A 25,943-nucleotide genomic window follows, 5' to 3' on the forward strand; every position below is an offset into this window, starting at 1 on the left:
CATGAGTCATTAACGCTATGAGCGATTTTTCAGCCCCCACTTTTCGCATTGGGTTTCTTCACCCTCGCTATCTTCATACCTGGCTCGGCGTCGGGTTAATGTATCTGGCTAGCTGGCTGCCTTATCGCGTCCAATTTTATATGGGCCGCAGCTTGGGTCACTTGATGCATACACTAATGAAACGCCGCGTTAAAATTGCCGATCGTAACCTAGCGCTGTGCTTTCCAGAGATGACGCCCGCTAACCGCGCTGCGATGGTGAAAGAAAATTTTGCCAACGCCGGCCTTGCCTTGTTCGAGACTGGTATGGCGTGGTTTTGGCCCAAATGGCGAATCAACAAGCATGTCACCATTGAAGGATTAGACACTCTGCTTGAGCTTGAACAACAAGGCAAAGGGGTGCTTTTAATTGCCGTGCACTCTCTAAATTTAGAGATTGGCGCGCGCGGCTTAAGCGAACAAACGCCTGGCGTGGGGGTGTATCGCCCCAATACCAACCCTGTGTATGACTGGTTTCAGTTCCGTGGCCGGATGAAGCGCAATATTGGCGTCGATCGCAAAGACGTTAAGTCGATGATCCATTACCTCAAAGAGGGTCATCGCATGTGGTATGCACCCGATCACGATTATGGTCGCCGCCGCTCCACATTCGCACCACTGTTTGCGGTCAAACAAGCTTGTACCACCACAGGCACCAGTTTGCTGACCCATGCCGGCCACGCCACCGTGGTACCATTTTCTGTGGTGAGAGAACGACGGCTTGGCCAATACCGCGTTAAAATCGACCCACCGATAACGGATTTCCCTAAAGAAGCGCATGCCGCAGCGGTGATCACTAACCAAGCGGTTGAACGACTGATCCTACGCGCCCCAGAGCAATATATGTGGTTGCATCGGCGCTTTAAAACCCGCCCAGAGGGTGAGCCTTCCTTATACGAGGGAATCTAGCTCCAAATAGGCCGCCAATCGCGGCCTCATTATTGCGCCTTACGCTGCTAGTCTGCTTGCCCATCAAACCACTGTTGCCAGGCTTGCTGCACGATTTCGCGCTCATCGATAAAGGCATCAGCCTCCACCTGCCCACTTTCACCAGCTAGGTGGCTACGGTGGAGCGCATTGCGCATCCGGGTATAGGCCGACTTTAATCCCGCCGCCTGCGTCAGTGGCATCACTCCCAGCTCTCCGGCTTGCTCAAAAATACGCGCGTTATCGCTATATCGGGTAAGCGCCGGTTGACTGGCACTGTTGCCGAGCACTAAGTATTGCGCCAAGAACTCGATATCAGTGATCCCACCGGCGTCTTGTTTGATGGAGAAGGTATCTTTTTGTCCTGTCGCTTTATGCTGACGCATTTTTTCACGCATGCCACTGACTTGCTCTCGCAGCGTATCGATGTCTCGTGGCGTGGTGAGAATGCGATGACGGACCTGGGTAAAGCCGGACTCTAGCTTAGGATCACCATATATCATGCGTGCACGCACCAGTGCCTGGTGCTCCCATGTCCACGCCTCTTTTTGTTGGTAATCAGCATAAGCTTCGAGCGTGCTCACCAGCATCCCGGAGGTGCCGGAAGGGCGAAGGCGTGTGTCAATGTCATAGAGCACCCCAGAGGGAGTACGCGTAGAGAAAAGATGGACGATACGCTGAGCAAGACGTAGATAAAACTGCCGACCATCAATCACTTTACGACCGTCAGTCTCAATATCCGCGGGGCAGTCATGGAGAAAAACCACATCGAGGTCAGAATTATAACCCAGCTCCCATCCGCCTAACTTGCCATAGCCAATCACCGCAAAACCTCGGCCCTCGCGCTCGCCCAAGTGTGTCGGTTGGCCATATTTTTCCACCATTTGGTGCCACGCCTGATTGACCACCGCCTCCACAATCGCTTCAGCCAAGTAAGTCAAATGATCACTGACGCGCATCACAGGTAGCACACCAGCGATATCCGCCGCGGCAATTTTTAATAACTGAACTTGCTTAAACTGACGCACCGCCTCCATTTGTTGCTCCATATCCTCAACGGGGATACGAGCAAGATAATCGCGTAATTCGCTGCGATAGGCATCCGGCGCCAAGGGTTGGTACAAATGGGTTAAATCGAGCAGCTCATCCAGTAGCAAAGGGTAGCGCGCCAACTTTTCTGCCACCATCGGGCTGGCCGTACAAAGTCGTAACAGCTGATCAATCGCCCCGGGGTGCTCATCCAACAGCTCTAAGTAGGTGGTGCGCGTCGAGATATTCAGTAACAGGTGGGTGATATGTGGCAGCACCTGCTGTGGTTGCGGTAACGTCAGTAGCTTACTTAACATGACGGGCATCAAACGGTTGAGCACCTCACGTCCTCGAGGGCCCACAGTGCGCTTAGCCAGCTCTTGTTTAAACGCTAATAACTGCTCAGCAATATTGGTGTCCGGTAAATCTAAGCCTGCTAAGATCAAGTGGGCGTTTTCTACATCGCGCGCCATCGCCCATAGATCGTGATACTCAGTATCGACGTCCGTGTCTGTTTCTTGCTCATCTTCGCCAATCAAGCCGGAAAACACCTGATTAACCGCTTGCATATGCTGGGTGATGTCGGCCTGTAAGCGCGTCCAGTCATTGACCCCCATGGCGTGACAAAGCCGCTCACGATCAAGGTCGTTATCGGGCAGGGTCTGCGTTTGGTTGTCATCAATGGCTTGTAGGAGGTTTTCAACGCGACGCAAATAGCAATACGCGGCCTTTAATTGGCTCACCTCAGCGGTAGGCAATAATTCCAGTTCCGCAATCGCATCTAAGGTGTCGAGCAAGCCGCGCTGACGCAAACTGGGCTCTCGGCCGCCACGAATAAGCTGAAACGACTGAGCAATAAATTCAATCTCACGAATCCCCCCCGCACCAAGCTTAATATTATCCGTTAAGCCACGCCGACGTACCTCTCGTTGGATTAACTGTTTCATCCGCCGCAACGCTTGAATCGCACTAAAATCGATGTAACGACGGAAGACAAACGGGCGTAGCATCTGCCGTAGCGTTTGATAGCAGTCATACTGCTCTTTCCCCATGACGCGCGCCTTCACCATCGCATAGCGCTCCCAATCACGCCCTTGTTCTTGGTAGTAATCTTCGAGTGCGGAAAAGCTCATCACTAAAGGGCCACTATCCCCAAAGGGACGAAGACGCATATCAACCCGATAACAAAAACCGTCCACCGTGGGTTGATCAAGCGCTTTGATCAAGCGCTGCCCTAGCCGGGTAAAGAACTGGGCATTGGCGATGCTTTTTCTCGCGCCCTGGGTTTCTCCCGCCTCAGGGTAAGTAAAGATCAGGTCGATGTCTGAAGAGAAGTTGAGCTCGCCACCACCAAGTTTGCCCATGCCCAAAATCAGCATCGGCTGCGGCTCCCCCTCGGGGCTCATGGGTGTGCCCCAGTCGTGACAGCCGCGCTGATAGAGCCATTGATAAGCTGATAATATTTGCGCTTCCGCAAGGGCTGATAGATGCTGTAAACCTTGCTCAACCGGCCATTGATTGTGGATTTCCTGCCACGCAATCCATACGAGCTCACGCTGGCGGTGCTGGCGGAGTTGACGGTGAAACTCGCTCTCATCCGTCACCGCTTCCAACGCCTGGCTCAACTCCGCTTGGTATGTCTGCTCACGCGAGGCTTGCTGGCGATGCTGATACAGCCAGTCGAGAAGTCCAGAGGTTTGGGTTAATGCCTTGGCGACAAACTCGCTACACGCTAAAGCCTGCTCGAGTTGCTCACGCGCCGTGCCTTGCCACTGCGGCACGGCCTCAGGGGCAAATTCATTTAATCGTATCCAGTGCTGATGCAAGCAAGCGGCAAGAGAGTCAGAGAGTACCATGGGCAGTCCTTTTGCTATCGTCCTGTATCGACACTAACAAAAACGGCTCACCGATGCAGCGAGCCGTTGTTGATTACGGATAAAACCTCAAACGTGGTTAGACTTTAAAGGCCTCAATTTTATCTTTGAGTGATTGTGCACTTTGTTCAACCATCTCTGCCGTTTCATGCAGCTCAGACGCCACTGTCACCGATGCCTGGACCAAATCTTTAACATTGGTGAGGTTTTGGTTCATCTCACCGGCTACTGACGCTTGTTGTTCCGCCGATGAGGCGATTTGGAAGTTCATGTCATTAAGCGATTGGATTTGCGTGACGATTTGCTCAAGCTCTCCGCCAGCCTGGCTCACTGACTCGACGCCTGTCTTGGCCTCGGAAACACTGCGATCCATCAAGCCCACCGCTTTTTGCGCACTTTGCTGCAACTGGGTGATCATATCTTGAATTTCCACCGTGGCTTCTTGGGTGTGTTGCGCCAGCTTGCGTACTTCATCCGCCACCACCGCAAAACCACGCCCCGTATCGCCCGCGCGTGCGGCTTCTATCGCGGCATTGAGTGCCAGTAGATTGGTTTGCTCTGAAATTCCTTGAATAGTGACCACGACAGTACCGATTTTCTCCACCTGGGCATCGACCTGCCCCACGACCTGGGATGATTCGCTGATGTCATTGGACAGCTCATTGATGGTTTTGATGGTACTGCTCACGTGCTCTTGACCACTGTTCGCCTGTTGGCTAGAGGTTTCGGTCGCTTTGGCCGCCTCTCGAGTATGCTCAGCGACGGTTTGCACGGTCGCACTCATCTCACTCATCGCCGAGGCAAGCTGATCCATCTCAGAGAATTGCTCTTGCGATGACTCTTTGGTTTCCGACATGCTGATCGTCATAATCTCAGCCAGAGAAGAAAGATCATCCGACGCTTGGCGCTGCGCGTTAATCACATCCACCAATTGCTGACGCGATCTTTCCAGCTCACGCGCTAAATCACCAAACTCGTCCCGGCTATTCATCTCAATCGGTTCACTGAGATCGCGGTTGGCGAGCGCCCGAATTCTATCGGTAAGATAATTAATTTGCCGCAGCATAATATTGGAGCCGCCCAACAAAATAACCATGAAAGAGACAATCATCAGCGCGGTTTGCCACGCGACCTGAATCATATAATCTTGGTAATACGCCTGCGCCTCAGACGTCGGTTGTGATGCCACGAGCCACCAATCACTGCCGCCTACGGGCACGGCATAGCCATGACGGCCACCGTCATAAACGGTATAGCTAAACGCGCCTGACTGATTGAGAAACAAGTCAGCGACATCGGTTCCGGTGCTTTCATCCGGCACGCGCAACGCGTCAAACTGGCGCATTGAAGGGTGAGACCAGACCTGGCGAGTAGTGCCATTGACCAAATATAAATACGCCCCTTCGCTGAATTCGGCGTTCATGGTATCCACCGCCTCTCGCATCAAGCGTTCCCCATCCGGCTGATCGATGAGGGCACCTGTCATTGCAGCGCTGGATCGCGCTAATTCTTGGGTCTGATTCAGGGTGAACTCAATCACGGACTGGCGAAACGTGTTCGCATCCCACATCTGCTTACCGACCAGAATAATGGTACTAAAGACCATGAGAATCACGAGTTTTGGGATCAAGCGCAGATTGGTAACGGGTTTTTCCCACGTATAAAAGTTATGTTTAGCCATAATCCTGAAAGCTCCATGTCCGTTATTAAGCCAACTGACTGCCAAACGGGCGATTATTAATACTGAGTGATGTTATATCGGCAAACGTCACCCTCACTGAATCCTTGTTTACCGTATTTGTGAAATTTGCCCATAAACAATGCCCATAATGATAAGTTAATCAAATTATCATCACGCATCTTGCCTGTTTATAACGTAAAAAAGCGCCAAATATATTGATCCTAGAGGCGGTTTTATCGAATCGCCTCAGACATTGAAACTGGATACTCAAGCAAGGTAACCGCATAAAGGCACACATAAAAAAAGCAACCTCCAGGTTGCTTTTTTATCACTCTCGTTCGCTTACTCTTGCCAATAAGGAGTAAGACGCAATCCCGTTTGACGGCTTTGCGTCATCGCATGAAACAGTGACTCTTCTTTACGTGCCAACCACTTCTCTGCTTGTTTTTTATCCTCTTCATCGTCAATCTCGACCACTCGATCACGCACCGGCTCGAGCAAGCGCAGCTCTTCAATGCCTTGCAACATATCGAGCCAAGGCAAGCGGAAGGCTTTACGCCGACTTTTGTCATACAAAGAGGCCAAGCAAGTGCCTAGCAACAAATTGCGTTGCAAGCGAGGGTATTGGTCAAAGTAGTCGTGCCGCGTCAGTGGTTTAGTTTCATCAAATGCGTCAAGCAACTCGTGCCAAGACTCTGGCAGTGCTTTGTCGGCCAAACGTTGAATCGGTTGGGCAAGCTTATCCGCCGCTTTATCATCTAAAAACGGTTGCCAACCTTTCGAGAGGATCCAGCGACTTAAATCGAGCAGTAAATTGCAATACCGCGATGTATGTAGCAGCGCGACAATGTCCTCTCGTTCAGGCAACCTCGCTTGTTCGACCTTCAAGCTTTTCACCAAGGTTTTTCGCGCGTTTAATTTACGCAGATATTGGCCTTTGTCTTCACACAGCCGGGCATTCGTCCGAGCATCATCGAGCCACGCCAGTTCACCCTCAAACCATTGCAGCTCTTGACGGAGTAAACTGCTTGCTCGGCGCGGCACCACACTGCCGAATAAGACAAACGCCTGTCGGATCAACAAGACGGCATAGCGAATTTCTTGTAACGCCTCAAGGGACTCACGCTCAATGTAGATTTGCTCGTGATAATGCCAGTGATTCAACGCATGCTCGAGGATCCGAATCAGGGCTTTTTCTTGGCTATCATCAGCGCCGAGTTTAACGATGGATAAGGCTTTAACCGGATCACCCTGATAGCCGGTTGCCAGGCGGTAGCCACGCGCCGCCTTGCTCAAATTTCCGAGGCGTAGGCCACCTTCATCCGCCAGGCTGCGTGCCAGCGAGAACAAGGCGTCGGTTTGTCCGGAAATCAGCTCCAGCTCCACCTCAGAAATCACATCCTTGTCGCCAGCTTCGGTAGAGACCTCGCCTTGATCGCTCGCCAATTCGATTTGGCTACCGTCATCCGTTGCTAACAGCCATTGCTGACGCACAAAATCGGTGGAAAACAACGGCTGGAGAGCTTGGCTCAGTGCATCAACATCCAGATCATCGGGCCATGCATCGACTGGGATCAAAGAAAGATCAGGTTCAGGTCCGTTAAGCTCGGCGTTGTATTCTGGGCGCTGATGCAGCCCAGCCACGACCCGACCTGCCGTTTTGAGGGTTTGAATGTACACACCATCAAAACGACGTACCCGCAAACCGATATCGTGTTTACGTAGGGTAAAATCTGGCGTATCGAAGTAGATGTTTCCCAGCTCACGCTGGCTTTGCTGTAGCTGTTTTACACTGACAATTTTATCGCGAATGCGATGAGAAAAGTCAGAAGAGACAAAAAATTTGAGCTCTATCTCAGTGTCCATACGGTTACCTATAGCCAATTGCCTGACAAGGATATGAACAATTGATCCTGTCGGCAAGCGCTATCACTACCAGGCTTGATCACGCGCACTGAGGCAGAGATCACAAAAGCTATTTCTTTAGCCTATGTTCTGCGCTACCATCGCCGCTCCGATATACCATCGTTGAACTTTTCGCCTCTCTTTTTTGCCCTCTGGGCTCGAGGCAACCAGGTAGATTACGGCTATGCCAGTCAATACAATTGTTGGGCTATTTGCAAAAAGCCCTATTAAACCACTGCAGCGTCACGTAAATCGTGTAAACGATTGTTGTGAGTTACTGATCCCCTTCTTTCATGCTTGCGAGCAACAAGATTGGGATAAGGCAAATCAACTCCGTCAGCAAATCTCAGATATTGAGAAAGATGCTGATACCCTAAAGCGCAATATCCGGCTTAAGTTACCACGAGGTCTCTTTATGCCCGTCGATCGCACGGACATGCTCGAGCTCCTCACCCAGCAAGACAAGCTGGCAAACTTAGCCAAAGATATTGCCGGCCGCGTGATAGGCCGTCAGCTTCGTATGCCCCCCTCAATGAATGATGCCTTTATCGCCTATGTGCAGCGATGCTTAGATGCTGCCGCACAAGCACGCCGCGTGATCAACGAGCTTGAAGAGCTACTTGAGACTGGCTTTAAAGGGCGCGAAGTCACCTTAGTCGCCGAAATGATTCATCAGTTGGATGTGATTGAAGACGATACCGATTCTATGCAAATCCAACTTCGCCAAGCATTAATGGCCGTTGAGCAGGAGTACAACCCTGTTGACGTCATGTTCTTGTACAAAATCCTCGAGTGGGTCGGTGAAATTGCTGACCAGGCGCAACGTGTGGGTGCGCGCTTAGAGGTCATGCTTTCCCGTTCCTAACCGAGTGATGTAACAACAAGGTATTACAATGGAAATCCTGATGAATCACGGGACCATACTGATCATGGTCGCCGCGGCTTTTGGTTTTTTAATGGCGATTGGTATTGGTGCCAATGACGTCGCAAACGCGATGGGCACGTCTGTGGGCTCAAAAGCACTCACCGTGAAGCAAGCCATTATTGTGGCGATGATTTTTGAATTCGCCGGCGCATATTTAGCCGGTGGTGAGGTCACAGACACCATTCGCAAAGGTGTGATTGACACCAGTTTTTATGCTGACCAACCGTTGGAATTAGTCTTTGGCATGATGTCCGCGCTACTGGCGGCTGGCTCTTGGCTATTACTTGCCTCATTCATGGGTTGGCCCGTCTCCACCACCCACTCTATCATTGGTGCGATTATTGGCTTTGCCTGCCTATCGGTTGGCGCAGATGCAGTCGATTGGCATACGGTGCAAGGCATCGTTGGCAGTTGGATTATCACTCCTTTTATCTCTGGCTTGTTCGCTTACTTTATATTCTTAAGTGCACAACGACTGATTTTTGATACCGACCGCCCTGTGCTTAATGCCAAACGTTTCGTGCCGCTTTATATGTTTCTCACCGCGTTTATTATCGCGATGGTCACCATCAAAAAAGGTCTCAAACATGTTGGCCTCCACCTCACGACCTTAGAGTCCGTGAGCGCCTCCATCGTGCTCTCTGCCATGGTGATGTTTTTTGGTGTTTATTACATTTCTAGAAAGTATCGCGGCGATGAAAATCAAGGGTTTCAGGGGGTTGAGCGGATATTTAGCCTATTGATGGTGGTCACCGCCTGTGCGATGGCCTTCGCACATGGTTCGAATGACGTGGCCAATGCCATTGGTCCGCTCTCCGCCATTGTGGCCACGGTACAAAACCTCGGTGCAGTAGCGGAAAAAGCACAAATCGCCTGGTGGATTTTACCGATGGGTGGCGCGGGGATTGTACTCGGCCTTGCCACCATGGGACACAGAGTCATGGCGACCGTGGGCTCGGGCATTACTGAGCTTACTCCAAGTCGTGGTTTTGCCGCGCAACTGGCGACCGCAAGTACGGTTGTGCTCGCCTCAGGCACTGGCCTCCCTATTTCAACCACACAAACCTTAGTCGGCGGCGTTTTGGGCGTTGGCTTTGCCCGCGGTATTGCCGCACTCAACTTGGGTGTGGTGCGTAATATTGTTGCCTCATGGCTGATCACCTTACCCGCGGGGGCCTTGTTGGCTGTGATCTTTTACCAAGTGATGACCTCGCTATTTGCGTAACAAGCGCCGGTGATGTCAAATCACAGTCAAAAAAAGGGGGGCATGGCTCCCCTTTCTTTTACGCCTATGGCACTATGCCCAGCAAAGCCGATGTGTCCCACACTGAAATTATGCAAAGGACCCCAGACGTGAAACACCTGTATTCTGCTCTCGTATTGCTGTTCGTTCTCGTTGCCGCGCCTCGAGCGATGGCAGAAAACTATATTTCTGATGATTTGTTCACTTATATGCACTCAGGCCCGGGCACACAATATCGTATTATCGGCAGTGTCGATGCGGGTGATAAAGTCACTGTGCTAAAACGCAATCGCGATGAGGGCTATACCCAAGTAGTTGATAGCCGTGGCCGTAAAGGCTGGGTAAAAAGTGACTACGTGACCACACAACCTGGCTTAAAAGAACGCGTGCCGGCGCTAGAATCAGAGCTGAAAAAGGTGAAGTCCGCGCTGGCCAGTGCAAAAGATGATGCTAAAGCACAACAAAAAGGCTTGGCTGAATCCCTTAAACAGCGCAACGCGCAGATCGAGAAGCTGGAAGCACACAGCAGCGAACTCAATAAAAAACTGATTGATGCGCAAAGCGAAATCCGTGCTTTACGCGCCAAAATAGATACCCAAAAAGATGATCTTCTGATGCGTTGGTTCACCTACGGTGGCATGGTAGCCGGCGGTGGCTTACTGTTTGGCTTGGTGCTGCCACATCTTATCCCACGTAAAAAACGTCGCCGCGACGGCTGGGCATAATCGTGAATGAAAGGCTGCATTGGCAGCCTTTTTTATTGCGATCCTGATAGCGGCCTTCTAAGCACACGGTGGGCGTGCTGCTAGGCTCTATGTATACTTAAACCCATTCGCGACACAAACGTGATTGTGTCTTCTCTTTGTCATTAAGGAGTTTGGTGTGGAACATTATCTTGTCGGCGGTGCTGTACGTGATGCGCTATTAGGCTTGCCGGTCACAGATAAAGACTGGGTAGTGGTCGGTGCCACCGTCAAACAAATGCAAGCAGCCGGCTACCAGCAAGTCGGCCAAGATTTCCCCGTCTTTTTACACCCCACCACACACGAAGAACACGCCCTCGCCCGCACTGAACGAAAATCAGGCCAGGGCTACACCGGGTTTATTTGCGACTTCTCGCCAGATATCTCACTGGAAGCGGACCTTCAACGCCGCGATCTCACCATCAACGCCATCGCCCAAGATGAAGAGGGCAGCTTGATTGACCCGTATGGCGGTCAGCAAGATTTACACAACCGCATTCTACGCCATGTCTCGCCCGCCTTTAGCGAAGACCCATTACGGGTACTGCGCGTGGCACGGTTTGCCGCCCGTTTTGCGCCACTCGGCTTTACCATTGCCGATGATACCTTAGCGCTGATGAAAACGATGGTCGCCAAGGGCGAGCTCGCCCACCTCACCCCTGAGCGGGTTTGGCGCGAGTGGGAAAAAGCGCTCGGCAGTGATTGTCCCGATGTGTTTCTTGCTGTGCTGCGCGATTGTGGTGCCCTTGCGGTGGTGCTTCCTGAAATCGACGCCTTGTACGGCGTGCCGAATCCGGCCAACTGGCACCCTGAAATCGATACCGGCATCCACACGGAAATGGTCAGCCGTTATGCCGCCTCATTGACGGATGACAAAGGCATCCGCTTTGCCGCACAAGTCCATGATCTCGGTAAAGCCCTCACCCCTGTCTCTATTTTGCCTGGCCATCGCGGACACGGTGATCGCGGACTGCCCGTTATTAAAGATCTGTGCGAGCGACTACGTATCCCTAACGCCTATCGGGATCTGGCCTTGGTGGTCAGTTCGCACCACTCCAAAATTCACAAGTGCGATCAACTCAGCCCCGAGCATTGGGTGGCGCTATTTAATCAAATCGATGCGTGGCGCAAACCCGAACGGGTCGAGCAATTGGCCTTGGCGTGTTTAGCTGATGTGCGTGGCCGCAAGGGACGTGAAAACTATCACTACCCACAAGCCGATGCCTTACGCGAGCGCTTTGCTTGCGCGCAACAGGTAGAGGTTAAGCCGATTGTCGACGCCGGCTTTAAAGGGGCGGCGATTCGTGATGAGCTGCATCGCCAGCGTATTCAAGCGGTGGCCGCGTGTCCGGCGCCCGCCTGTCCCGACGCGGTTAGCGCATCGCGTTAACGGAATTCTCGCGCGGTCACCGACAAGGTGGTGAGCGTCGGAGTCAGGTCAATCAACTTACCGGCAATCACGTGCACCACCTCGCCCTGTCGCTCGACAATGCCATGCACTTTCAACACCTTGGCTTGCATAAAAGCACGGGATTGCGCCCGTGCCGTCCCCGCCCAAACCACCACATTGATATTGCCCGTATCGTCTTCCAAGGTGACAAAGGTTACACCACTGGCCGTACCCGGGGATTGCTTACCCGTCACCACCCCCGCTACCGCTACCCAGCTTTGTGGCGCACACTGTGATAACTCAACACCACGAGTAAAACGGCCCAGCGTGCCGGCTTGCGCCATCAAACGAATAGGATGATCGGTGAGCGACAGCCCCAAGGCCGCGTAATCTTCAATCACGTTCTGCCATTGGGAAGGTGAATGAGGCAACGCCACCTCATCGTCACTGGCGGCCAGTAGCGGTAGTTGCCGCTGCTGATCCATCAGCGCCCAGCGCGCCTGAAAGCGGTTACCAGCCAGCGATGCCAGTGCGCCACTACTGGCTAGGGCTTGATAGGCATCGCGGTCAAGATTTATCCCTTGCAGTGCCGACAAAGACGCAAATCCCGTCTCTGGACGATGGGCCAGCAACCGGTCTATTGCCGCCGCACTCAACCCTTTGACTAATCGCAACCCCAGCCGAACGCCCCACTGATCGCCGATCTTTTCTAAACAATGATCCGCCCCCGAGTGTTGCACACAAACCGGCCACACAGGCACTTGGTGGCGCGTGGCGTCTTGCATCAATTGTGACGGTGAGTAAAACCCCATCGGCTGGCTGTTAAGCAAGCCGGTATAAAACGCGGCGGGATAATAATGCTTTAGCCACGCTGATACATAGGCCAAAACCGCAAACGAAGCCGAGTGGCTCTCTGGAAAGCCATAATCACCAAACCCACAGATTTGCCGGTAAAGCTGCTCGGCAAAGTCGGCGCGATAGCCACGCGCGGTCATCCCAGCGATCAATTTGTCGCGAAACGGCGCCAGTCCGCCCTTTTTTTTCCAAGCGGCCATCGCGCGACGCAGCTGATCCGCTTCCCCACCGGAAAAGCCGGCCGCCACCATCGCCAGTTTGATCACCTGCTCTTGAAAGATAGGCACCCCAAGCGTGCGCGCCAGCACTTGCTCAACCGCTTTGGACGGGTAGCTCACCGCTTCTTCCCCATCACGGCGCTTTAGATACGGATGCACCATGTCACCTTGAATCGGACCGGGGCGGACAATGGCAATTTGAATCACCAAATCATAATAACAAGCCGGTTTGAGCCGCGGCAGCATACTCATTTGTGCTCGCGACTCAATTTGAAACACTCCCACGGTATCGGCGTGCTGAATGCGTGCAAACACCGCCGGATCGTCGCCTTGTTGGGTGATAGCCGCCAAACTCAAGCGAGGGCCACCGGTTTGGGCAATCAAATCAAAGGTACGTCGAATCGCGGTGAGCATGCCCAGTGCCAGTACATCGACTTTCATCAGATGCAGTGTTTCCAGATCGTCTTTATCCCACTGGATCACCGTCCGCTCTGCCATCGCCGTATTTTCCACCGGCACCAACTCATACAAAGGCCCATCTGCAATCACAAAGCCACCCACATGCTGAGAAAGGTGGCGTGGAAAGCCGATCAATGTCTGGGTCAGCGACAGCCATTGTTGGCTTTTCGCGCTTTTAGGATCCAGGCCCAAGTGCTGAAGTTGCTGCTCCCAAGGCTGGGTTTTATCGCGTCGATTGAGGTTTTGAATAAAAAAATCAATCTGGCTAGCGGGGATCGCCAACGCTTTGCCCACATCGCGCAATGCACTTTTCAGCCGATAACGGATCACGGTTGCCGCTAAGGCGGTCCGCTCTCGGCCATATTTTTGATACAAATACTGGATCACTTCTTCACGGCGCTGGTGCTCAAAGTCCACATCAATATCCGGCGGCTCGTCGCGCTCTTTGCTAATAAAGCGCTCAAACAGCACATCGACTTTGCATGGATCCACCGCGGTGATCCCTAAGCAATAACACACTACCGAGTTCGCCGCCGATCCGCGCCCTTGGTATAAGATCCCACGCGATTGGGCAAAGCGCACCAGATCGTAAATGGTCAAAAAGTAATACGGATAATCGAGCGCCTCGATAAGCGCGAGCTCTTTTTCAATGATGGCTCCCACGTCACGAGGCACGCCCTTAGGGAAGCGCTGCTGTGCGCCTTGCTTGACCGCCTCACGCAGATAGGCCATCGCAGGCTCGCCAGTCGGCACCACTTCTTTGGGGTAGCTGTATTTCAAGCTCGCCAAGGAAAACTGACACTGAGCGGCAATGTGGGCACTTTCCGCCAGCCACTCAGGGGGGAATAGAGAGCGTAGTTTAGACAGCGGGCGTAAGGCGCGCTCTGCATTGGGTAATAACGTCCTTCCCAATTCAGCGACAGGCTGGCGATGCCGAATCGCCGTTAAGGTATGATGTAACGCCAGCCGCTCAGGGTGATGCATCAACACATCACCACACGCGGTCACGCGAAGCTCATACTGGCTTGCCAGCATGCGACAGTGTGCCAGATACGGATGGTCGTTATCCGCTAGATCGCGCCGCACGGCCAGATACAAGCGCTCGCCATGATAACGTAACAGCCATTTTGCCCAGTGATGATCACTCTCCGCGCCACTGGGTAGCCATAGCACCAAGCCATGACGCACCGACATCAAGTCCCACTCGCTCAGCTGGTAGTCGCCTTTGTGACTGCGCCGCCGCGCATTGGTGATAATCCGACACAACTCTTGGTAAGCCGCTTGGGTAGGACACAATAGAACAACATCTAACGCGTGCAGGCGAAAGCGACTGCCAATGATCAGCGAAAGCTGCGGATAATCACGCTGGGCTTGATACGCACGCACCACCCCTGCGACCGAGCATTCATCGGTGATCGCAAGCGCTTGATAGCCCAATGCTGCCGCTTGCGCCACCAGCTCTTCCGGGTGTGAGGCGCCCTCAAGAAAGGTGAAATTGCTGCAACATACCAGCTCGGCATACGTACTCATCGCTTCACCGTCTAACTAAACCAGCCGTGTAAAAACCAGGTTTTTTCTGGCGTGCGAAACACCCACAGCCATTGTTGCTGGGCATTTTGGGCAATAAAGTAATCGCGCTGGATAGGCGCACCTTCCCACCAGCCCGTGACAATTCGTTCCGGCCCTTCACGTAAGGTGACCTTACCCACCAGTGGTGTGGGTTGCGGCAGCAATAAACTTGGGCGTGGACGCGTGGGTGCCGAGGCCGTCGGTGACGCACTATGATGATGGGGGACATGTTGGCTGGCCGTCTCGGGACGGTGATGATCTACATACGCTAACCGCATAACCGCCTCCTCCCCGAGTCGGGCTGCCAGTGTCGCGACCAACTCATCACGGTTTTGCTCGCCTTGCTGCGCGCTAAAGAGATCGGTTTGTCCAGGCTGGTGGCAATCAATTTGCGTAGCGCGCACACTCACTGCCGTCACTGGCTGGCTCACTTGCCATGACGTCAGCCGTAAACGCACCAAAGCCATCCAGCGCTCGACGTCTTTCTCGCCATGCGCAGCCATCACCGGCAAGGTTTCTTCACATCCATCACGCAAGCTAAAGCCCAACGTCAGCGCGGGGGTGCAGGCACTACGCTGCTCAAGAAAGCGGCACAGTGCCGAGACGAGATTCTCGATAATGGGCAATAAATGGGCTTGCTCACTGAGCTCAAACAATAAAACCCGTTGCTGAAAAAATTGCAGCGGTGGCTGAAAATAACGCAGCGGCGTCGGCTGGGCGCCACTCACTTCAGCAAGATAATCCACCACAGTGCGCGGAAAACGTCGCGTCAGCGAAGCGGTGGGCAAGGCGATAAGCTCACCTAACTGAGAGAGGCCCAGACGCGTAAACTGGGTTTTCACCGTCTCCGGTAAAGGGGCTGCGGTCAACGGCAGTTGCTGCAAAGCCGCCTGTAAGTGCTCAGGATCGGTACTGATCTTGCCCGCATGGCCATACGCCATAAGCTCGGCGGCTCGCGGCGTTTCGCCCACCCCGGCCTGATAACGAATACCACTTTCCACCAGCGTTTGAGTCACGGCCTGCCATAGCGGGGGAAACCCCTGATATAGCGCCAACATCGGTGACACGTGTAGCCATAAACCTTTAGGGGGATTAAGGCTGATTTCCGCGACCAGCGGATAAAGCTGTGTGGCGAGCTGCTTAAGCGCGGACTGCTCTTTCACGGCGCAATAAGGATAGACTGCGAGCTGATGACAAATAAGCGCTGCTGCCCCTAATCCCATGCCGGTATTCAAACCGTGCGTGCTAGCCGCCACAGAAAGCTGCACTAAACGGCCTTCTTGCTCGCTGACCAGCCCCACTGCTTGCACCGATGACGGCGCATAAAGGCTATCTAACAACAAGCTTGGGCAATGCAGATACAGCCACAATGACATCACGCTTGCTCCCGCTGTTGCCGTGAAGGAAAGGCAAGCAAATTCTCTGCATTACTCGGCCTGGTCACCAACGCGGGCCATTGCGTGTGCCAATCGAGGATAAACGGGGCCGGTGGCCATTGGCCGCGACAATAGCGCACCGTGACCGTTACGCCACATGCGGAAGGCGCCAGTGCCACGCTTAAATCGACCGGTAATGTCAATGAGTACGTCTGCTGGCGGCGCAACAGCACCACCGCACATTGGCCATGTTCGGCCGCCAGTTTTAGGCGCTTCACTTGTCCAACCGTGAGCGAAGATGGCCATAACACTACCGCCTGACACGCGCCACTGCGCGCCGCTTGCTCAGCGGCCCACAGCGCATCTTGATCGCTTTTGGGGGACACCAACAAGGTGTTGTCTGTGGAGTAGCCTTGCTGATGTAGCATCGCTGCGTTGAGTTCAACCGGTGGCCGGATCCACACCACCTGCTGGCCGCTCGCGTGATACAACGCCGGTAACACCAGCCGCAACTCACCGACGCCATAGTCACTGATGATATCCGTCACACCTGGAGACGGAAGCCCGCCAAGGCGCTGATCAAAGACAGTGTAACCAGTCGCTTTTTTATCGGGTAATTCCGCCATTAACGGGCGCTGACTGGCGCGCCATAGGCCGTGTTGTTGGGCTAATTGGTCGAGTGTTTTCATTATCAAAATACCTGTATATACATRCAGTATATTTAATGATAAAAACGCTGCAAGGAAAGAAAACAAAAAAAGCAGAAAAGAGGAGGATGGTGCATCAAAGAGAAAAAGACATGCGTGACACCGCAGCAGCTTCGGGACGGATGGCGCGCAATCATTAGCCATTGCGGCTAGGGAATAAGTAGGCGCTTTCCCCAGCGTAAAGTATTACCCACTTTACCCGACAGTAAACGGTATTATATTTCGACGATGGGGGTATTAACGGATTGCGAAGAAGCGAGCATCACTTGGTTGCGGCCACGGTCTTTCGCGCGATACATGAGAAGATCAGCGGCATGGATCAACGCATCTAGCTCTAGCTGCTTTATCTCCTCCACCACATCACTGGAAACAATGGCACCAATGCTCACAGTGACACGAATATCGGCGCCGCCAAATTCAAACACCGTGTCCGCAATATCGCAGCGAATGTGGTTAGCCATTTCAATTAAGGCATCTAAATCTTGGGTCGGGCATAAGATGCAAAACTCTTCTCCGCCTAAACGCGCAGCGGCCCCTTTTTTAACACATCGCTTTAAATAGCTCGCCAGATGTACCAGCACCTTATCGCCTTGCATATGTCCATAGGTATCGTTGACCTGCTTGAAATGGTCAAGGTCAATCAAAATTAATCCTACTTCCTGCTGGCGGCTCAGCTTCGGCTTTAAGCGGGTAAAGTAGGTTTCGAGTCCACGGCGATTTAATAACTGCGTCAAAGGATCGGTATTAGCAAACTCTCGCAAACGTGCATTCGCTCGGCGTAATGCGACCGTGCGTTTATACACCATGCGTTTCAGGATAAAGATATAGGTCACCGCGCCTAACAGCACCGACAACACGATACTGGGAATAAGCCAAGCCGGGTAAGCCTCGACGCGCTCGGTATTGATCCACTTTTGCTTGATGCGTAACAGCTCTTCCGCCGGTATGTTACTCATTCCCTCGCGAACTTGCGCGAGCAAGGCTTGGTTGCCTTTGGGCACCGCCGCATAAATCGGGCGTGTGTAAAGGATTTGCTCTGCGACAAACGTCAATGGCTTATCAAAGGTGAGCATATAAAAATTAGCGACTTGGCTATCCGCCACTAGCGCATCAATCTCACCACTGAAAGCGGCGTCAAATAACCGCTCATTATTGGCGTAAGTCTGTTGTTCAACGTCCGGATAATGCTCGGTGAGATAGCTTGACTCATAACTGCCTGCAACAACACCGACTGCCTTACCGCCGACAAGCGTATCTGTTTTGGTGCCGCGCGCTTCATTGCGGATGTATAACGAACCATCAATATTAAAAATAGGCGCAACAAAATCGAGGTAGTCCTCGCGTTCGGTGGACTTCAATAACCCCGCATGAACACGGTTACCGCCTTCTTTCATATAAGCGAGCGTGTCGGCCCAATCGAGTAACACAAATTGTACGGGCTCATGATTATATTGGCCGTAGGCTTGCCAGAAGTCGACCAACAAGCCTTTGGGTTGGCCATTATCAGACAAGTAGCTGTAAGGCTTCCAGACCGAAGAATGAGTGGCGACTAAAATGTCTTTTTCTTCTGACAGATAGGCGTCGTCAGCCCATGCAAACGTACTCACATACGTGCAGGCCAGGAGCAGCATCCCTGTCAAAAGTCGAAAAGTGCGCGCAAACATTATTAGACAGTCCATTCAAAGAGTCTTGATGGTAGATAAATTCTAAGGGAACGCAAAAGACTTAATAAAAAAGCATGATCCAGTTCAAATTGGAAGCTAGATCACATCAGAAAGCATGCAAATGGCCACTGATGGCCGATAAAAGCAGCAAAAAGGAATACGTCGTATGGTAAAGGTGGAAACATCAACAGAAAGCGTAATCATGATAAAAATATCTTGATTCACCAGTGTGCTGTCATCGGGTTGTAATGATTTAAATCGTCAGCTGTGGTAAATTTACGCGCCCTAAAGGAAGGGAAGACTCATGAGACAGGAGCACTATTGAGTGCTTTATTGTCAATGAAGCCTTTATTGCCCGTGATCAACACAGATCACCGCAGACAATCTATACTCACGATCGATAAACAGTGACGTCACCACAGCAACCCTGGCTGCGGTAACGTCATTGCAAAATGCAAAAAAATTCGCTTTCACAGCCACTTAAGTAGTAAAAGTGCGTGGTAAAATTACACTTTTCGGTGTGTTGTGAGAAAGCATCAGGCTTATGTTTCAATTTTTGACCGGAGAAATGTGTCGATGAAAAAGACCAAAATCGTATGTACGATTGGCCCAAAAACCGAATCTGAAGAGATGCTTACTCAGCTTGTTGAAGCTGGCATGAATGTCATGCGCCTTAACTTCTCACACGGTGATTACCAAGAGCATGGTACGCGTATCGCCAACTTGCGTAATGTGATGAAGCAAACCGGCAAACAAGCCGCTATCTTGCTGGATACCAAAGGTCCTGAGATCCGTACGGTAAAACTGGAAGGTGGCGACGATGTGCTACTAGAAGCCGGTCAAACCTTTACATTCACCACAGATACCTCTGTTGTGGGCAATAAAGAACGCGTCGCCGTGACCTACGCTGGTCTGCCGCAAGATTTAAAAGCGGGTGATACAGTACTGGTTGATGATGGCCTACTTGAGATGGAAGTACTAGAAACGACTGAAAAAGAAGTGGTTTGTAAAGTACTCAACAACGGTGAGCTCGGCGAAAACAAAGGCGTTAATCTGCCAGGCGTTTCTGTCAGCTTGCCTGCGCTGGCTGAAAAAGATAAATCGGATCTGAAATTTGGTTGCGAGCAAGGCGTTGATTTTGTTGCTGCCTCATTTATTCGTAAGAAAGAAGACGTAGAAGAAATCCGCGAGCTATTGGCGCAAAACGGCGGTAGCGACATCAAGATCATCTCTAAAATTGAGAACCAAGAAGGTGTCGACAACTTTGACGCTATCTTGGAAGCATCTGACGGCATCATGGTTGCTCGTGGTGACCTCGGTGTAGAGATCCCCGTTGAAGAAGTGATCTTCGCGCAGAAGATGATGATCGAAAAATGTAACCGTGCACGCAAGATGGTTATCACGGCGACACAAATGCTCGATTCGATGATCAAAAACCCACGCCCAACCCGCGCAGAAGCAGGTGACGTGGCCAACGCTATCATGGACGGCACCGATGCGGTGATGCTGTCAGGTGAATCGGCAAAAGGGAAGTATCCATTAGAAGCGGTGAGCATTATGGCACAAATCTGTGAGCGCACAGACCGTCAAATGTCTCCAGCCTTAGGCTCTCGCCTTGATAGCGACCGCCTACGTATCACCGAAGCGGTCTGTAAAGGCGCGGTCGATACCTCTCAAAAGCTCAGTGCCCCGTTGATTGTCGTTGCGACTGAAGCAGGTAAGTCAGCGCGCTCAGTGCGTAAGTACTTCCCAACCGCGAACATTGTTGCGGTCACCACTAACCCGAAAACAGCCGCCCACTTGTGTCTGACCAAAGGGGTGACACCTGTGATGATCGAAAGCATCGATAGCACCGATGAGTTCTACCGTCGTGGTAAAACCATCGCGCTAGAGTCAGGCTTAGCGAACAAAGGCGATATCGTGGTCATGGTCTCAGGCGCACTCGTGCCGTCTGGTACCACCAACACCACCTCTGTACACGTTCTGTAATAAGACGTTTACTGCAGACCTAAGCGGTTTTTACAAACCATCACGCCCCGACTCGTTCGGGGCGTTTTTTTATCACCCGTTCAGTGGCATGATAAAAGAAGGCACAGCAGGAAGCGCAATGAAACCAACCAAAGCACAAGAAGCCATGGCGCATATTTGGGCAGCAGTATTAACCCGCCAGCTCACATTAACACCGAATGCGCACGGCAATTATTCACTCACCGTCGCCACCTTATGCGAGCAACTTGGTTTAACCACAGCAACGGCACGTGATGGCTTGCATTTACTCGCCATGGCGGGACGCATCAGCTACCAACCCCAACTCGGATACCAGTTAATGCCCTTAAGTCAGACAGACTGGCAACCTCTCGCGTCTGGCATACAGGCAATGGTTGGCGCTTTCATGGATAGGCTGCCGCCTCGGTTGGATGAGCCGACCTCATTGACCCTACTGGGTTTACTGCACAGCCTACAGAATCTGCCAGCCAAGGATTATCGTGACGTCGCGGCCGTGGCGCACTGGCATCAGCAGCTTCATTACACGCTCTTTGCCGGGATCAACCCGTATCTCGCAGACGCAATACAGCCGCTTGTCGCCCAGCATTTACGCTACCTCACTCATCCTGATATCGGCTTTGAATTTGCAACCAGTTGGCAGCGCTTAATGCCAGTATTGCGCGGGCTTGTCTCTGCGCGACCACAAGCTCACAGCCGCGCTTATCAACACTATTGGCTGGGGCTAAATACTGTGGTCGGAGACAGGATCGGCACCTTTACCAGTGGACAATTTCTTTGAAGTGGGTTTTTATCAATACCGCTAACGGTACCAAATAGATGGCACTAAACTTGACGGCCATCACCGCCAAGGTCAGGGTGGTAACGCGTACTAGGCACTTATTGATTGTTTGTAGTAATGGGTGACTCATCATCATTTCAGTCTAAAGCGGGAAGTCTGTTCAAAAATCAGGCAATAGTTTACAAATTAATCAATAAATCGCAAGCGCCAATCACGCCTGTTATCATCACCCCCCCAACAGGCGGCGACTAAGCTGCTGATTTAGTGTGACTGCAGAGAGCAAGATGACAAAAGCATTGACCATTTTGGATATCGCCCGCTTAGCCGGGGTGGGAAAATCAACCGTATCTCGTGTGCTAAACGATGATCCACGGGTCAAAGACAGCACACGCGAGAAAGTACAAGCCGTGATCGATCAGCATGGCTTTATGCCCTCTAAATCCGCACGTGCAATGCGTGCACAACGCAGTGGCGTCGTGGGGGTGATCGTGGCGAAACTCAGCTCCAATTCAGAAAACACTGCACTGACTGGCCTGCTCAATACCTTGTATGCCAAAGGCTATGACGCCGCCATCATGGAAAGCCAATTCTCACAACAAAAAGCACAAGCTCACCTTGATGTGCTGAAACGCCGTAATGTCGACGGTATTATCTTTTTTGGTTTTTCTGGCTGTGATCTCAACGCGCTAGCGCCATTCGCCCCTAACTGTGTTGTGCTAGCCGTCGATAGTGATCAATACGTTAGCGTCAGCTATGACAACCAAGGCGCGGTCGCACAAGTGATGGATCACTTTTATCATCAAGGGTGTCGACATATTGCTTTCTTAGGGATTGATGAGCGAGATGAAACCACAGGTCTCGCCCGCTCTGGTGCCTACCAACATTTTTGCCAAACCCACCAGATCTCACCACGACTACACCGCTGTGAGATGAGCTTACATGCCGCCTACAACGCCACAGATAGCCTCATCAATACACAGACCGATGCCATTGTTTGTGCGTCCGATACCCTCGCTCTGGGGGTCGCGAAACGCCTACAAACACTTGGGCGAGAAGACATCGCTATTGGCGGCATTGGCAATCACGACATGCTACGCTTTATGTTTCCACGCGCCGTCAGTGTGGAGCTAGGTTACCACCAAGCAGGGCAACATGCGGCCGACTTGCTACTCAAGCAGCTGGATGACGACGATCCCGTGGTTAGCCACTGGACACAACCTTGCCACCTAGTGACACCCTAACCTTCAACCAACACCAAAAATCAGGCAGTTACAAATTTCTGTGTGATGGTTTTCAAACAATGGGAACGATTCCACTGATAATCGGATTAGTACGATCCATAATCAGTGGGAACGTTACCAATGAATACCCTACAGCAATACAGGATTGCTTATGAGCCAGATAGATAAAAAAGCCATTGACCAATTGGTCACTCATATTGGCGGCAAAGACAACATCGCCACCGTTAGCCACTGCCTCACCCGTTTACGATTCGTGCTAAACGATCCGGAAAAAGCGGACGTGGCCGCGATTGAAGCGCTCCCCATGGTCAAAGGCTGCTTTACCAGCGCCGGCCAATTTCAGGTGGTGATCGGCACCAATGTCGACCAAGTGTACGCCCTACTAGAAGAACAAACCGGGGTGGAAGGCCAGTCAAAAGACGAGGCCAAACAAGCCGCGCGCCAAAATATGAGCCTGACTGAGCGTGCCATCTCACACCTCGCGGAAATTTTTGTTCCCCTTTTACCCGCGATTATCACCGGTGGTCTAATCCTCGGCTTCCGTAATGTGATCGGCGATATACGCATGTTCGATGGCAAAACCCTGACCGAAATCAGTGAGTTTTGGGCCACCGCTCACGGCTTCTTATGGCTGCTTGGCGAAGCCATCTTCCACTTCCTGCCTGTCGGCGTATGTTGGGCGACGGTGAGAAAAATGGGCGGCACACCCATTTTGGGTATCGTGCTAGGTATTACTCTGGTATCACCCCAATTGATGAACGCTTACCTTATCGGTAAAGAGATGCCCGAAGTGTGGGACTTTGGCTGGTTCTCAATTGAAAAAGTCGGCTACCAAGCACAGGTGATCCCAGCCATGTTTGCGGGGATGGCACTGGCATTTATTGAAACCCAGTTAAAACGTATTATTCCAGATTACCTTTATCTTGTGGTGGTGCCGTTTGTCGCGCTGCTCACCTCAGTGGTACTGGCGCACACCCTTATCGGTCCCTTTGGGCGTGAAATCGGCAACGGCGTCGCCTTCTTGGCTCGCACGGCGATGACCGGTGATTTCGCCTTTATCGGCGCAGCGCTATTTGGCTTCCTCTATGCACCTTTGGTGATTACCGGTGTTCACCACACCACCAACGCGGTGGACTTGCAGCTGATGCAGGAAATGGGCGGCACGCCTATTTGGCCGCTGATTGCCCTGTCCAACATTGCACAAGCCTCGGCGGTGGTTGGCATTATTTGGGTCAGCAAGAAAGAAAACGAACGTGAAATCTCTGTGCCCGCGGCGATTTCCGCCTACCTTGGCGTGACAGAGCCGGCCATGTACGGGATTAACCTACGTTACAAATTCCCAATGCTGTGCGCGATGGTTGGCTCAGCGCTGGCCGCCATTGTGTGTGGTCTTTCCGGTGTGATGGCCAACGGTATTGGTGTCGGGGGTCTACCAGGCATCTTATCTATCCAGCCACAATTCTGGGGTGTTTACGCAGTCGCGATGTTAATCGCCATCTTGGTGCCAATCGCACTCACCGCCTTTATGTATCGCCGCCAGGCCAGCAAAGGCAAATTGGCGGTCGTCTAATTCCCATTCCGTCCGCGGGGAGTACGCTCCCCGCTTTTTTAGCGTTAAGAGAGACATTATGCACGCACATCCCTGGTGGAAAACGGCCACCATCTATCAGATTTACCCGAAAAGCTTCCGTGATACCACACAAACAGGGACAGGTGATCTGCCGGGCATTATCGAAAAACTGGACTATTTTTCGACCTTGGGCATCGATGCATTATGGCTAACCCCCATTTATGTATCACCACAAGTCGATAACGGCTACGACATTGCCGATTATTACGCGATTGACCCCAGCCTAGGCACCATGGACGACTTCGACACCCTGCTCGCCGAGGCGCATAAGCGCGATATCCGCATCATCATGGATATTGTGATTAACCACACCTCGACCGAGCACCCCTGGTTCCAATCAGCGCTGACTGGTAAAGACAGTCCCTATCGCGATTACTACATCTGGAAAGATCCGGTTAACGGCGGTGTTCCTAACAACTGGCAATCAAAATTTGGTGGTAGCGCGTGGCAATGGCACGAACCCACCGGCCAGTATTACCTCCACCTATTTGCCACCGAACAGGCCGATCTTAACTGGGAAAATCCTGAGGTGCGGGCAGCCGTCAAAGACGTAATGGCCTTTTGGGCCGAGAAAGGCGTGGATGGTTTTCGCCTCGATGTGATCAATTTGATCTCCAAAGATCAGTCCTTTCCCAACGATCATCAAGGCGATGGTCGCCGTTTTTATACCGATGGCCCCCGCGTCCACGAGTACTTGCAAGAGATCAGCCGGGATATTTTTCAGCATTACGGCAGCGTCACCGTGGGCGAGATGTCTTCAACCACTCTGGAGCACTGTCAGCAATACTCCGCGCCGGATGGCAAAGAGCTCTCCATGGTGTTTAACTTCCACCACTTAAAAGTCGATTATCCGGGCGGCGAGAAGTGGCGACTGGCGCCGTTTGACTTCTTGGCCCTAAAACAGCTTTTCCGCACTTGGCAACACGGCCTGCATAATCAAGGTTGGGGCGCACTGTTTTGGTGTAACCACGACCAGCCGCGTGTGGTCAGCCGCTTTGGTGATGACCGCCAGTATCGGGTCGCGTCCGCTAAAATGCTTGCCACTGCGATTCATATGCAGCAAGGCACGCCTTACGTGTATCAAGGGGAAGAAATTGGCATGACCAACCCTGGCTATCAGCGTATCGATGACTATCAAGACGTTGAGAGTCGCAACATGCACCGTCTGCTGTGCGACCAAGGCATGCCAGAAGGGGAAGTGTTGGCCATCCTGGCGGCACGCTCGCGCGATAATTCACGCACGCCTATGCAGTGGGACAGTTCAGCAAACGCCGGTTTTACCACAGGCACACCGTGGCTCAAGCCTGCGCCTAACTATGTTGACGTCAATGTCGACACCGCACTGGCGGATAAAGACTCGGTGTTCTATCACTACAAAAAGCTGATTTCCCTGCGTAAAACCTTACCCGTGATCCGTGAAGGCGATTATCAGGACTTGTTGCCTGACCACCCACAACTGCTCGCCTATCGTCGCGACAATGGCGACAGCCAACTGGTGGTGGTGTGTAATTTTTATGGCGAACCGGTCACGGCGACCTTGCCTCTCGCCCCTGCCCCGACCGCAGACTTGGTGAGCCATAATTACCCAGAAACCAAGCCCTTAATGCCAGAAATGCAACTGGCACCCTATGAGGCCTTGGTGTATTTGATTCATCCCGCTTAACCGACACAAAAATGGCACGCC

The 25,943-nt window shown here is 52.3% G+C and carries 17 protein-coding genes; 10 read left to right on the forward strand and 7 right to left on the reverse strand.

The window, feature by feature from the left end; translation table 11 throughout:
• Positions 1-17 precede the first annotated feature (17 nt).
• On the forward strand, positions 18-947 hold the full coding sequence (gene lpxL, locus BZG20_RS08930; RefSeq protein WP_046074241.1) for an LpxL/LpxP family Kdo(2)-lipid IV(A) lauroyl/palmitoleoyl acyltransferase: 930 nt from the start codon (positions 18-20) through the stop codon (positions 945-947).
• A gap of 47 nt (positions 948-994) precedes the next feature.
• Here lpxL and glnE read toward each other — a convergent pair whose 3' ends face one another.
• The 3 genes from glnE to BZG20_RS08945 all read right to left on the reverse strand — a co-directional run bounded on the left by glnE (position 995) and on the right by BZG20_RS08945 (position 7,415).
• Positions 995-3,850: a bifunctional [glutamate--ammonia ligase]-adenylyl-L-tyrosine phosphorylase/[glutamate--ammonia-ligase] adenylyltransferase gene (gene glnE / locus BZG20_RS08935; protein ID WP_077578778.1), complete on the reverse strand. Its 2,856-nt coding sequence runs from the start codon at positions 3,848-3,850 to the stop codon at positions 995-997.
• 97 nt (positions 3,851-3,947) lie between these two features.
• On the reverse strand, positions 3,948-5,549 hold the full coding sequence (locus tag BZG20_RS08940) for a methyl-accepting chemotaxis protein (protein ID WP_077578779.1): 1,602 nt from the start codon (positions 5,547-5,549) through the stop codon (positions 3,948-3,950).
• A 342-nt stretch (positions 5,550-5,891) separates the two neighbouring features.
• Positions 5,892-7,415, reverse strand: coding sequence for an inorganic triphosphatase (locus BZG20_RS08945; protein ID WP_077578780.1), 1,524 nt, complete (start codon positions 7,413-7,415; stop codon positions 5,892-5,894).
• A 223-nt stretch (positions 7,416-7,638) separates the two neighbouring features.
• Between BZG20_RS08945 and BZG20_RS08950 the strand changes: the two genes are divergently transcribed.
• The 4 genes from BZG20_RS08950 (at position 7,639) to BZG20_RS08965 (ending at position 11,755) form a co-directional block, all read left to right on the forward strand.
• Positions 7,639-8,319, forward strand: a complete 681-nt coding sequence (locus BZG20_RS08950; protein WP_046074245.1) for a TIGR00153 family protein — start codon at positions 7,639-7,641, stop codon at positions 8,317-8,319.
• A gap of 28 nt (positions 8,320-8,347) precedes the next feature.
• On the forward strand, positions 8,348-9,604 hold the full coding sequence (locus BZG20_RS08955; RefSeq protein WP_046074246.1) for an inorganic phosphate transporter: 1,257 nt from the start codon (positions 8,348-8,350) through the stop codon (positions 9,602-9,604).
• 110 nt (positions 9,605-9,714) lie between these two features.
• Positions 9,715-10,347 (forward strand): TIGR04211 family SH3 domain-containing protein, encoded by a 633-nt coding sequence (locus BZG20_RS08960; RefSeq protein WP_152796022.1) that lies wholly within the window; start codon positions 9,715-9,717, stop codon positions 10,345-10,347.
• Between the two features lie 157 nt (positions 10,348-10,504).
• Positions 10,505-11,755 carry a multifunctional CCA addition/repair protein gene (locus tag BZG20_RS08965; protein ID WP_077578781.1) on the forward strand — a complete coding sequence of 417 codons (1,251 nt, stop codon included), beginning with the start codon at positions 10,505-10,507 and terminating at the stop codon, positions 11,753-11,755.
• On the opposite strand, the gene BZG20_RS08970 is transcribed toward BZG20_RS08965, so the two are convergent.
• The 4 genes from BZG20_RS08970 to BZG20_RS08985 form a co-directional block, all read right to left on the reverse strand.
• The gene (locus tag BZG20_RS08970; protein ID WP_077578782.1) at positions 11,752-14,817 is read right to left on the reverse strand and encodes an error-prone DNA polymerase; all 3,066 of its coding nucleotides are present in this window, start codon (positions 14,815-14,817) and stop codon (positions 11,752-11,754) included. The genes BZG20_RS08965 and BZG20_RS08970 overlap by 4 nt on opposite strands.
• An 11-nt stretch (positions 14,818-14,828) precedes the next feature.
• Positions 14,829-16,232 (reverse strand): DNA polymerase Y family protein, encoded by a 1,404-nt coding sequence (locus BZG20_RS08975; RefSeq protein WP_077578783.1) that lies wholly within the window; start codon positions 16,230-16,232, stop codon positions 14,829-14,831.
• On the reverse strand, positions 16,232-16,921 hold the full coding sequence (gene imuA, locus BZG20_RS08980; protein ID WP_077578784.1) for a translesion DNA synthesis-associated protein ImuA: 690 nt from the start codon (positions 16,919-16,921) through the stop codon (positions 16,232-16,234). The genes BZG20_RS08975 and imuA overlap by 1 nt, the downstream gene beginning before the upstream one ends.
• Before the next feature lie 233 nt (positions 16,922-17,154).
• Positions 17,155-18,546 (reverse strand): sensor domain-containing diguanylate cyclase, encoded by a 1,392-nt coding sequence (locus BZG20_RS08985; protein WP_197075742.1) that lies wholly within the window; start codon positions 18,544-18,546, stop codon positions 17,155-17,157.
• A 633-nt stretch (positions 18,547-19,179) separates the two neighbouring features.
• Here BZG20_RS08985 and pykF point away from each other — a divergent pair.
• The 5 genes from pykF (at position 19,180) to treC (ending at position 25,922) form a co-directional block, all read left to right on the forward strand.
• The gene (gene pykF, locus BZG20_RS08990) at positions 19,180-20,592 is read left to right on the forward strand and encodes a pyruvate kinase PykF (RefSeq protein ID WP_077578786.1); all 1,413 of its coding nucleotides are present in this window, start codon (positions 19,180-19,182) and stop codon (positions 20,590-20,592) included.
• Between the two features lie 118 nt (positions 20,593-20,710).
• Positions 20,711-21,388, forward strand: coding sequence for a hypothetical protein (locus BZG20_RS08995; RefSeq protein WP_077578787.1), 678 nt, complete (start codon positions 20,711-20,713; stop codon positions 21,386-21,388).
• A gap of 284 nt (positions 21,389-21,672) precedes the next feature.
• Positions 21,673-22,629 (forward strand): trehalose operon repressor TreR, encoded by a 957-nt coding sequence (gene treR / locus BZG20_RS09000; protein ID WP_077578788.1) that lies wholly within the window; start codon positions 21,673-21,675, stop codon positions 22,627-22,629.
• Positions 22,630-22,780: 151 nt separating this feature from the next.
• Positions 22,781-24,199 (forward strand): PTS trehalose transporter subunit IIBC, encoded by a 1,419-nt coding sequence (gene treB, locus BZG20_RS09005; RefSeq protein WP_046074254.1) that lies wholly within the window; start codon positions 22,781-22,783, stop codon positions 24,197-24,199.
• A gap of 58 nt (positions 24,200-24,257) precedes the next feature.
• A complete protein-coding gene (treC, locus tag BZG20_RS09010; RefSeq protein WP_077578789.1) occupies positions 24,258-25,922 on the forward strand; it encodes an alpha,alpha-phosphotrehalase in 1,665 nt (554 codons plus the stop codon).
• Positions 25,923-25,943: the final 21 nt, after the last annotated feature.

Source organism: Salinivibrio sp. IB868 (assembly GCF_001995655.1).
In the GTDB taxonomy this organism is placed as follows: domain Bacteria; phylum Pseudomonadota; class Gammaproteobacteria; order Enterobacterales; family Vibrionaceae; genus Salinivibrio; species Salinivibrio siamensis.

Bases quoted from the DNA above. Each gene is read 5' to 3' on its own strand.
- lpxL (WP_046074241.1), top strand. From the start codon at position 18: ATGAGCGATTTTTCAGCCCCCACTTTTCGCATTGGGTTTCTTCACCCT.
- glnE (WP_077578778.1), bottom strand. From the start codon at position 3,850: ATGGTACTCTCTGACTCTCTTGCCGCTTGCTTGCATCAGCACTGGATA.
- BZG20_RS08940 (WP_077578779.1), bottom strand. From the start codon at position 5,549: ATGGCTAAACATAACTTTTATACGTGGGAAAAACCCGTTACCAATCTG.
- BZG20_RS08945 (WP_077578780.1), bottom strand. From the start codon at position 7,415: ATGGACACTGAGATAGAGCTCAAATTTTTTGTCTCTTCTGACTTTTCT.
- BZG20_RS08950 (WP_046074245.1), top strand. From the start codon at position 7,639: ATGCCAGTCAATACAATTGTTGGGCTATTTGCAAAAAGCCCTATTAAA.
- BZG20_RS08955 (WP_046074246.1), top strand. From the start codon at position 8,348: ATGGAAATCCTGATGAATCACGGGACCATACTGATCATGGTCGCCGCG.
- BZG20_RS08960 (WP_152796022.1), top strand. From the start codon at position 9,715: ATGCAAAGGACCCCAGACGTGAAACACCTGTATTCTGCTCTCGTATTG.
- BZG20_RS08970 (WP_077578782.1), bottom strand. From the start codon at position 14,817: ATGAGTACGTATGCCGAGCTGGTATGTTGCAGCAATTTCACCTTTCTT.
- BZG20_RS08975 (WP_077578783.1), bottom strand. From the start codon at position 16,232: ATGTCATTGTGGCTGTATCTGCATTGCCCAAGCTTGTTGTTAGATAGC.
- imuA (WP_077578784.1), bottom strand. From the start codon at position 16,921: ATGAAAACACTCGACCAATTAGCCCAACAACACGGCCTATGGCGCGCC.
- pykF (WP_077578786.1), top strand. From the start codon at position 19,180: ATGAAAAAGACCAAAATCGTATGTACGATTGGCCCAAAAACCGAATCT.
- BZG20_RS08995 (WP_077578787.1), top strand. From the start codon at position 20,711: ATGAAACCAACCAAAGCACAAGAAGCCATGGCGCATATTTGGGCAGCA.
- treR (WP_077578788.1), top strand. From the start codon at position 21,673: ATGACAAAAGCATTGACCATTTTGGATATCGCCCGCTTAGCCGGGGTG.
- treB (WP_046074254.1), top strand. From the start codon at position 22,781: ATGAGCCAGATAGATAAAAAAGCCATTGACCAATTGGTCACTCATATT.
- treC (WP_077578789.1), top strand. From the start codon at position 24,258: ATGCACGCACATCCCTGGTGGAAAACGGCCACCATCTATCAGATTTAC.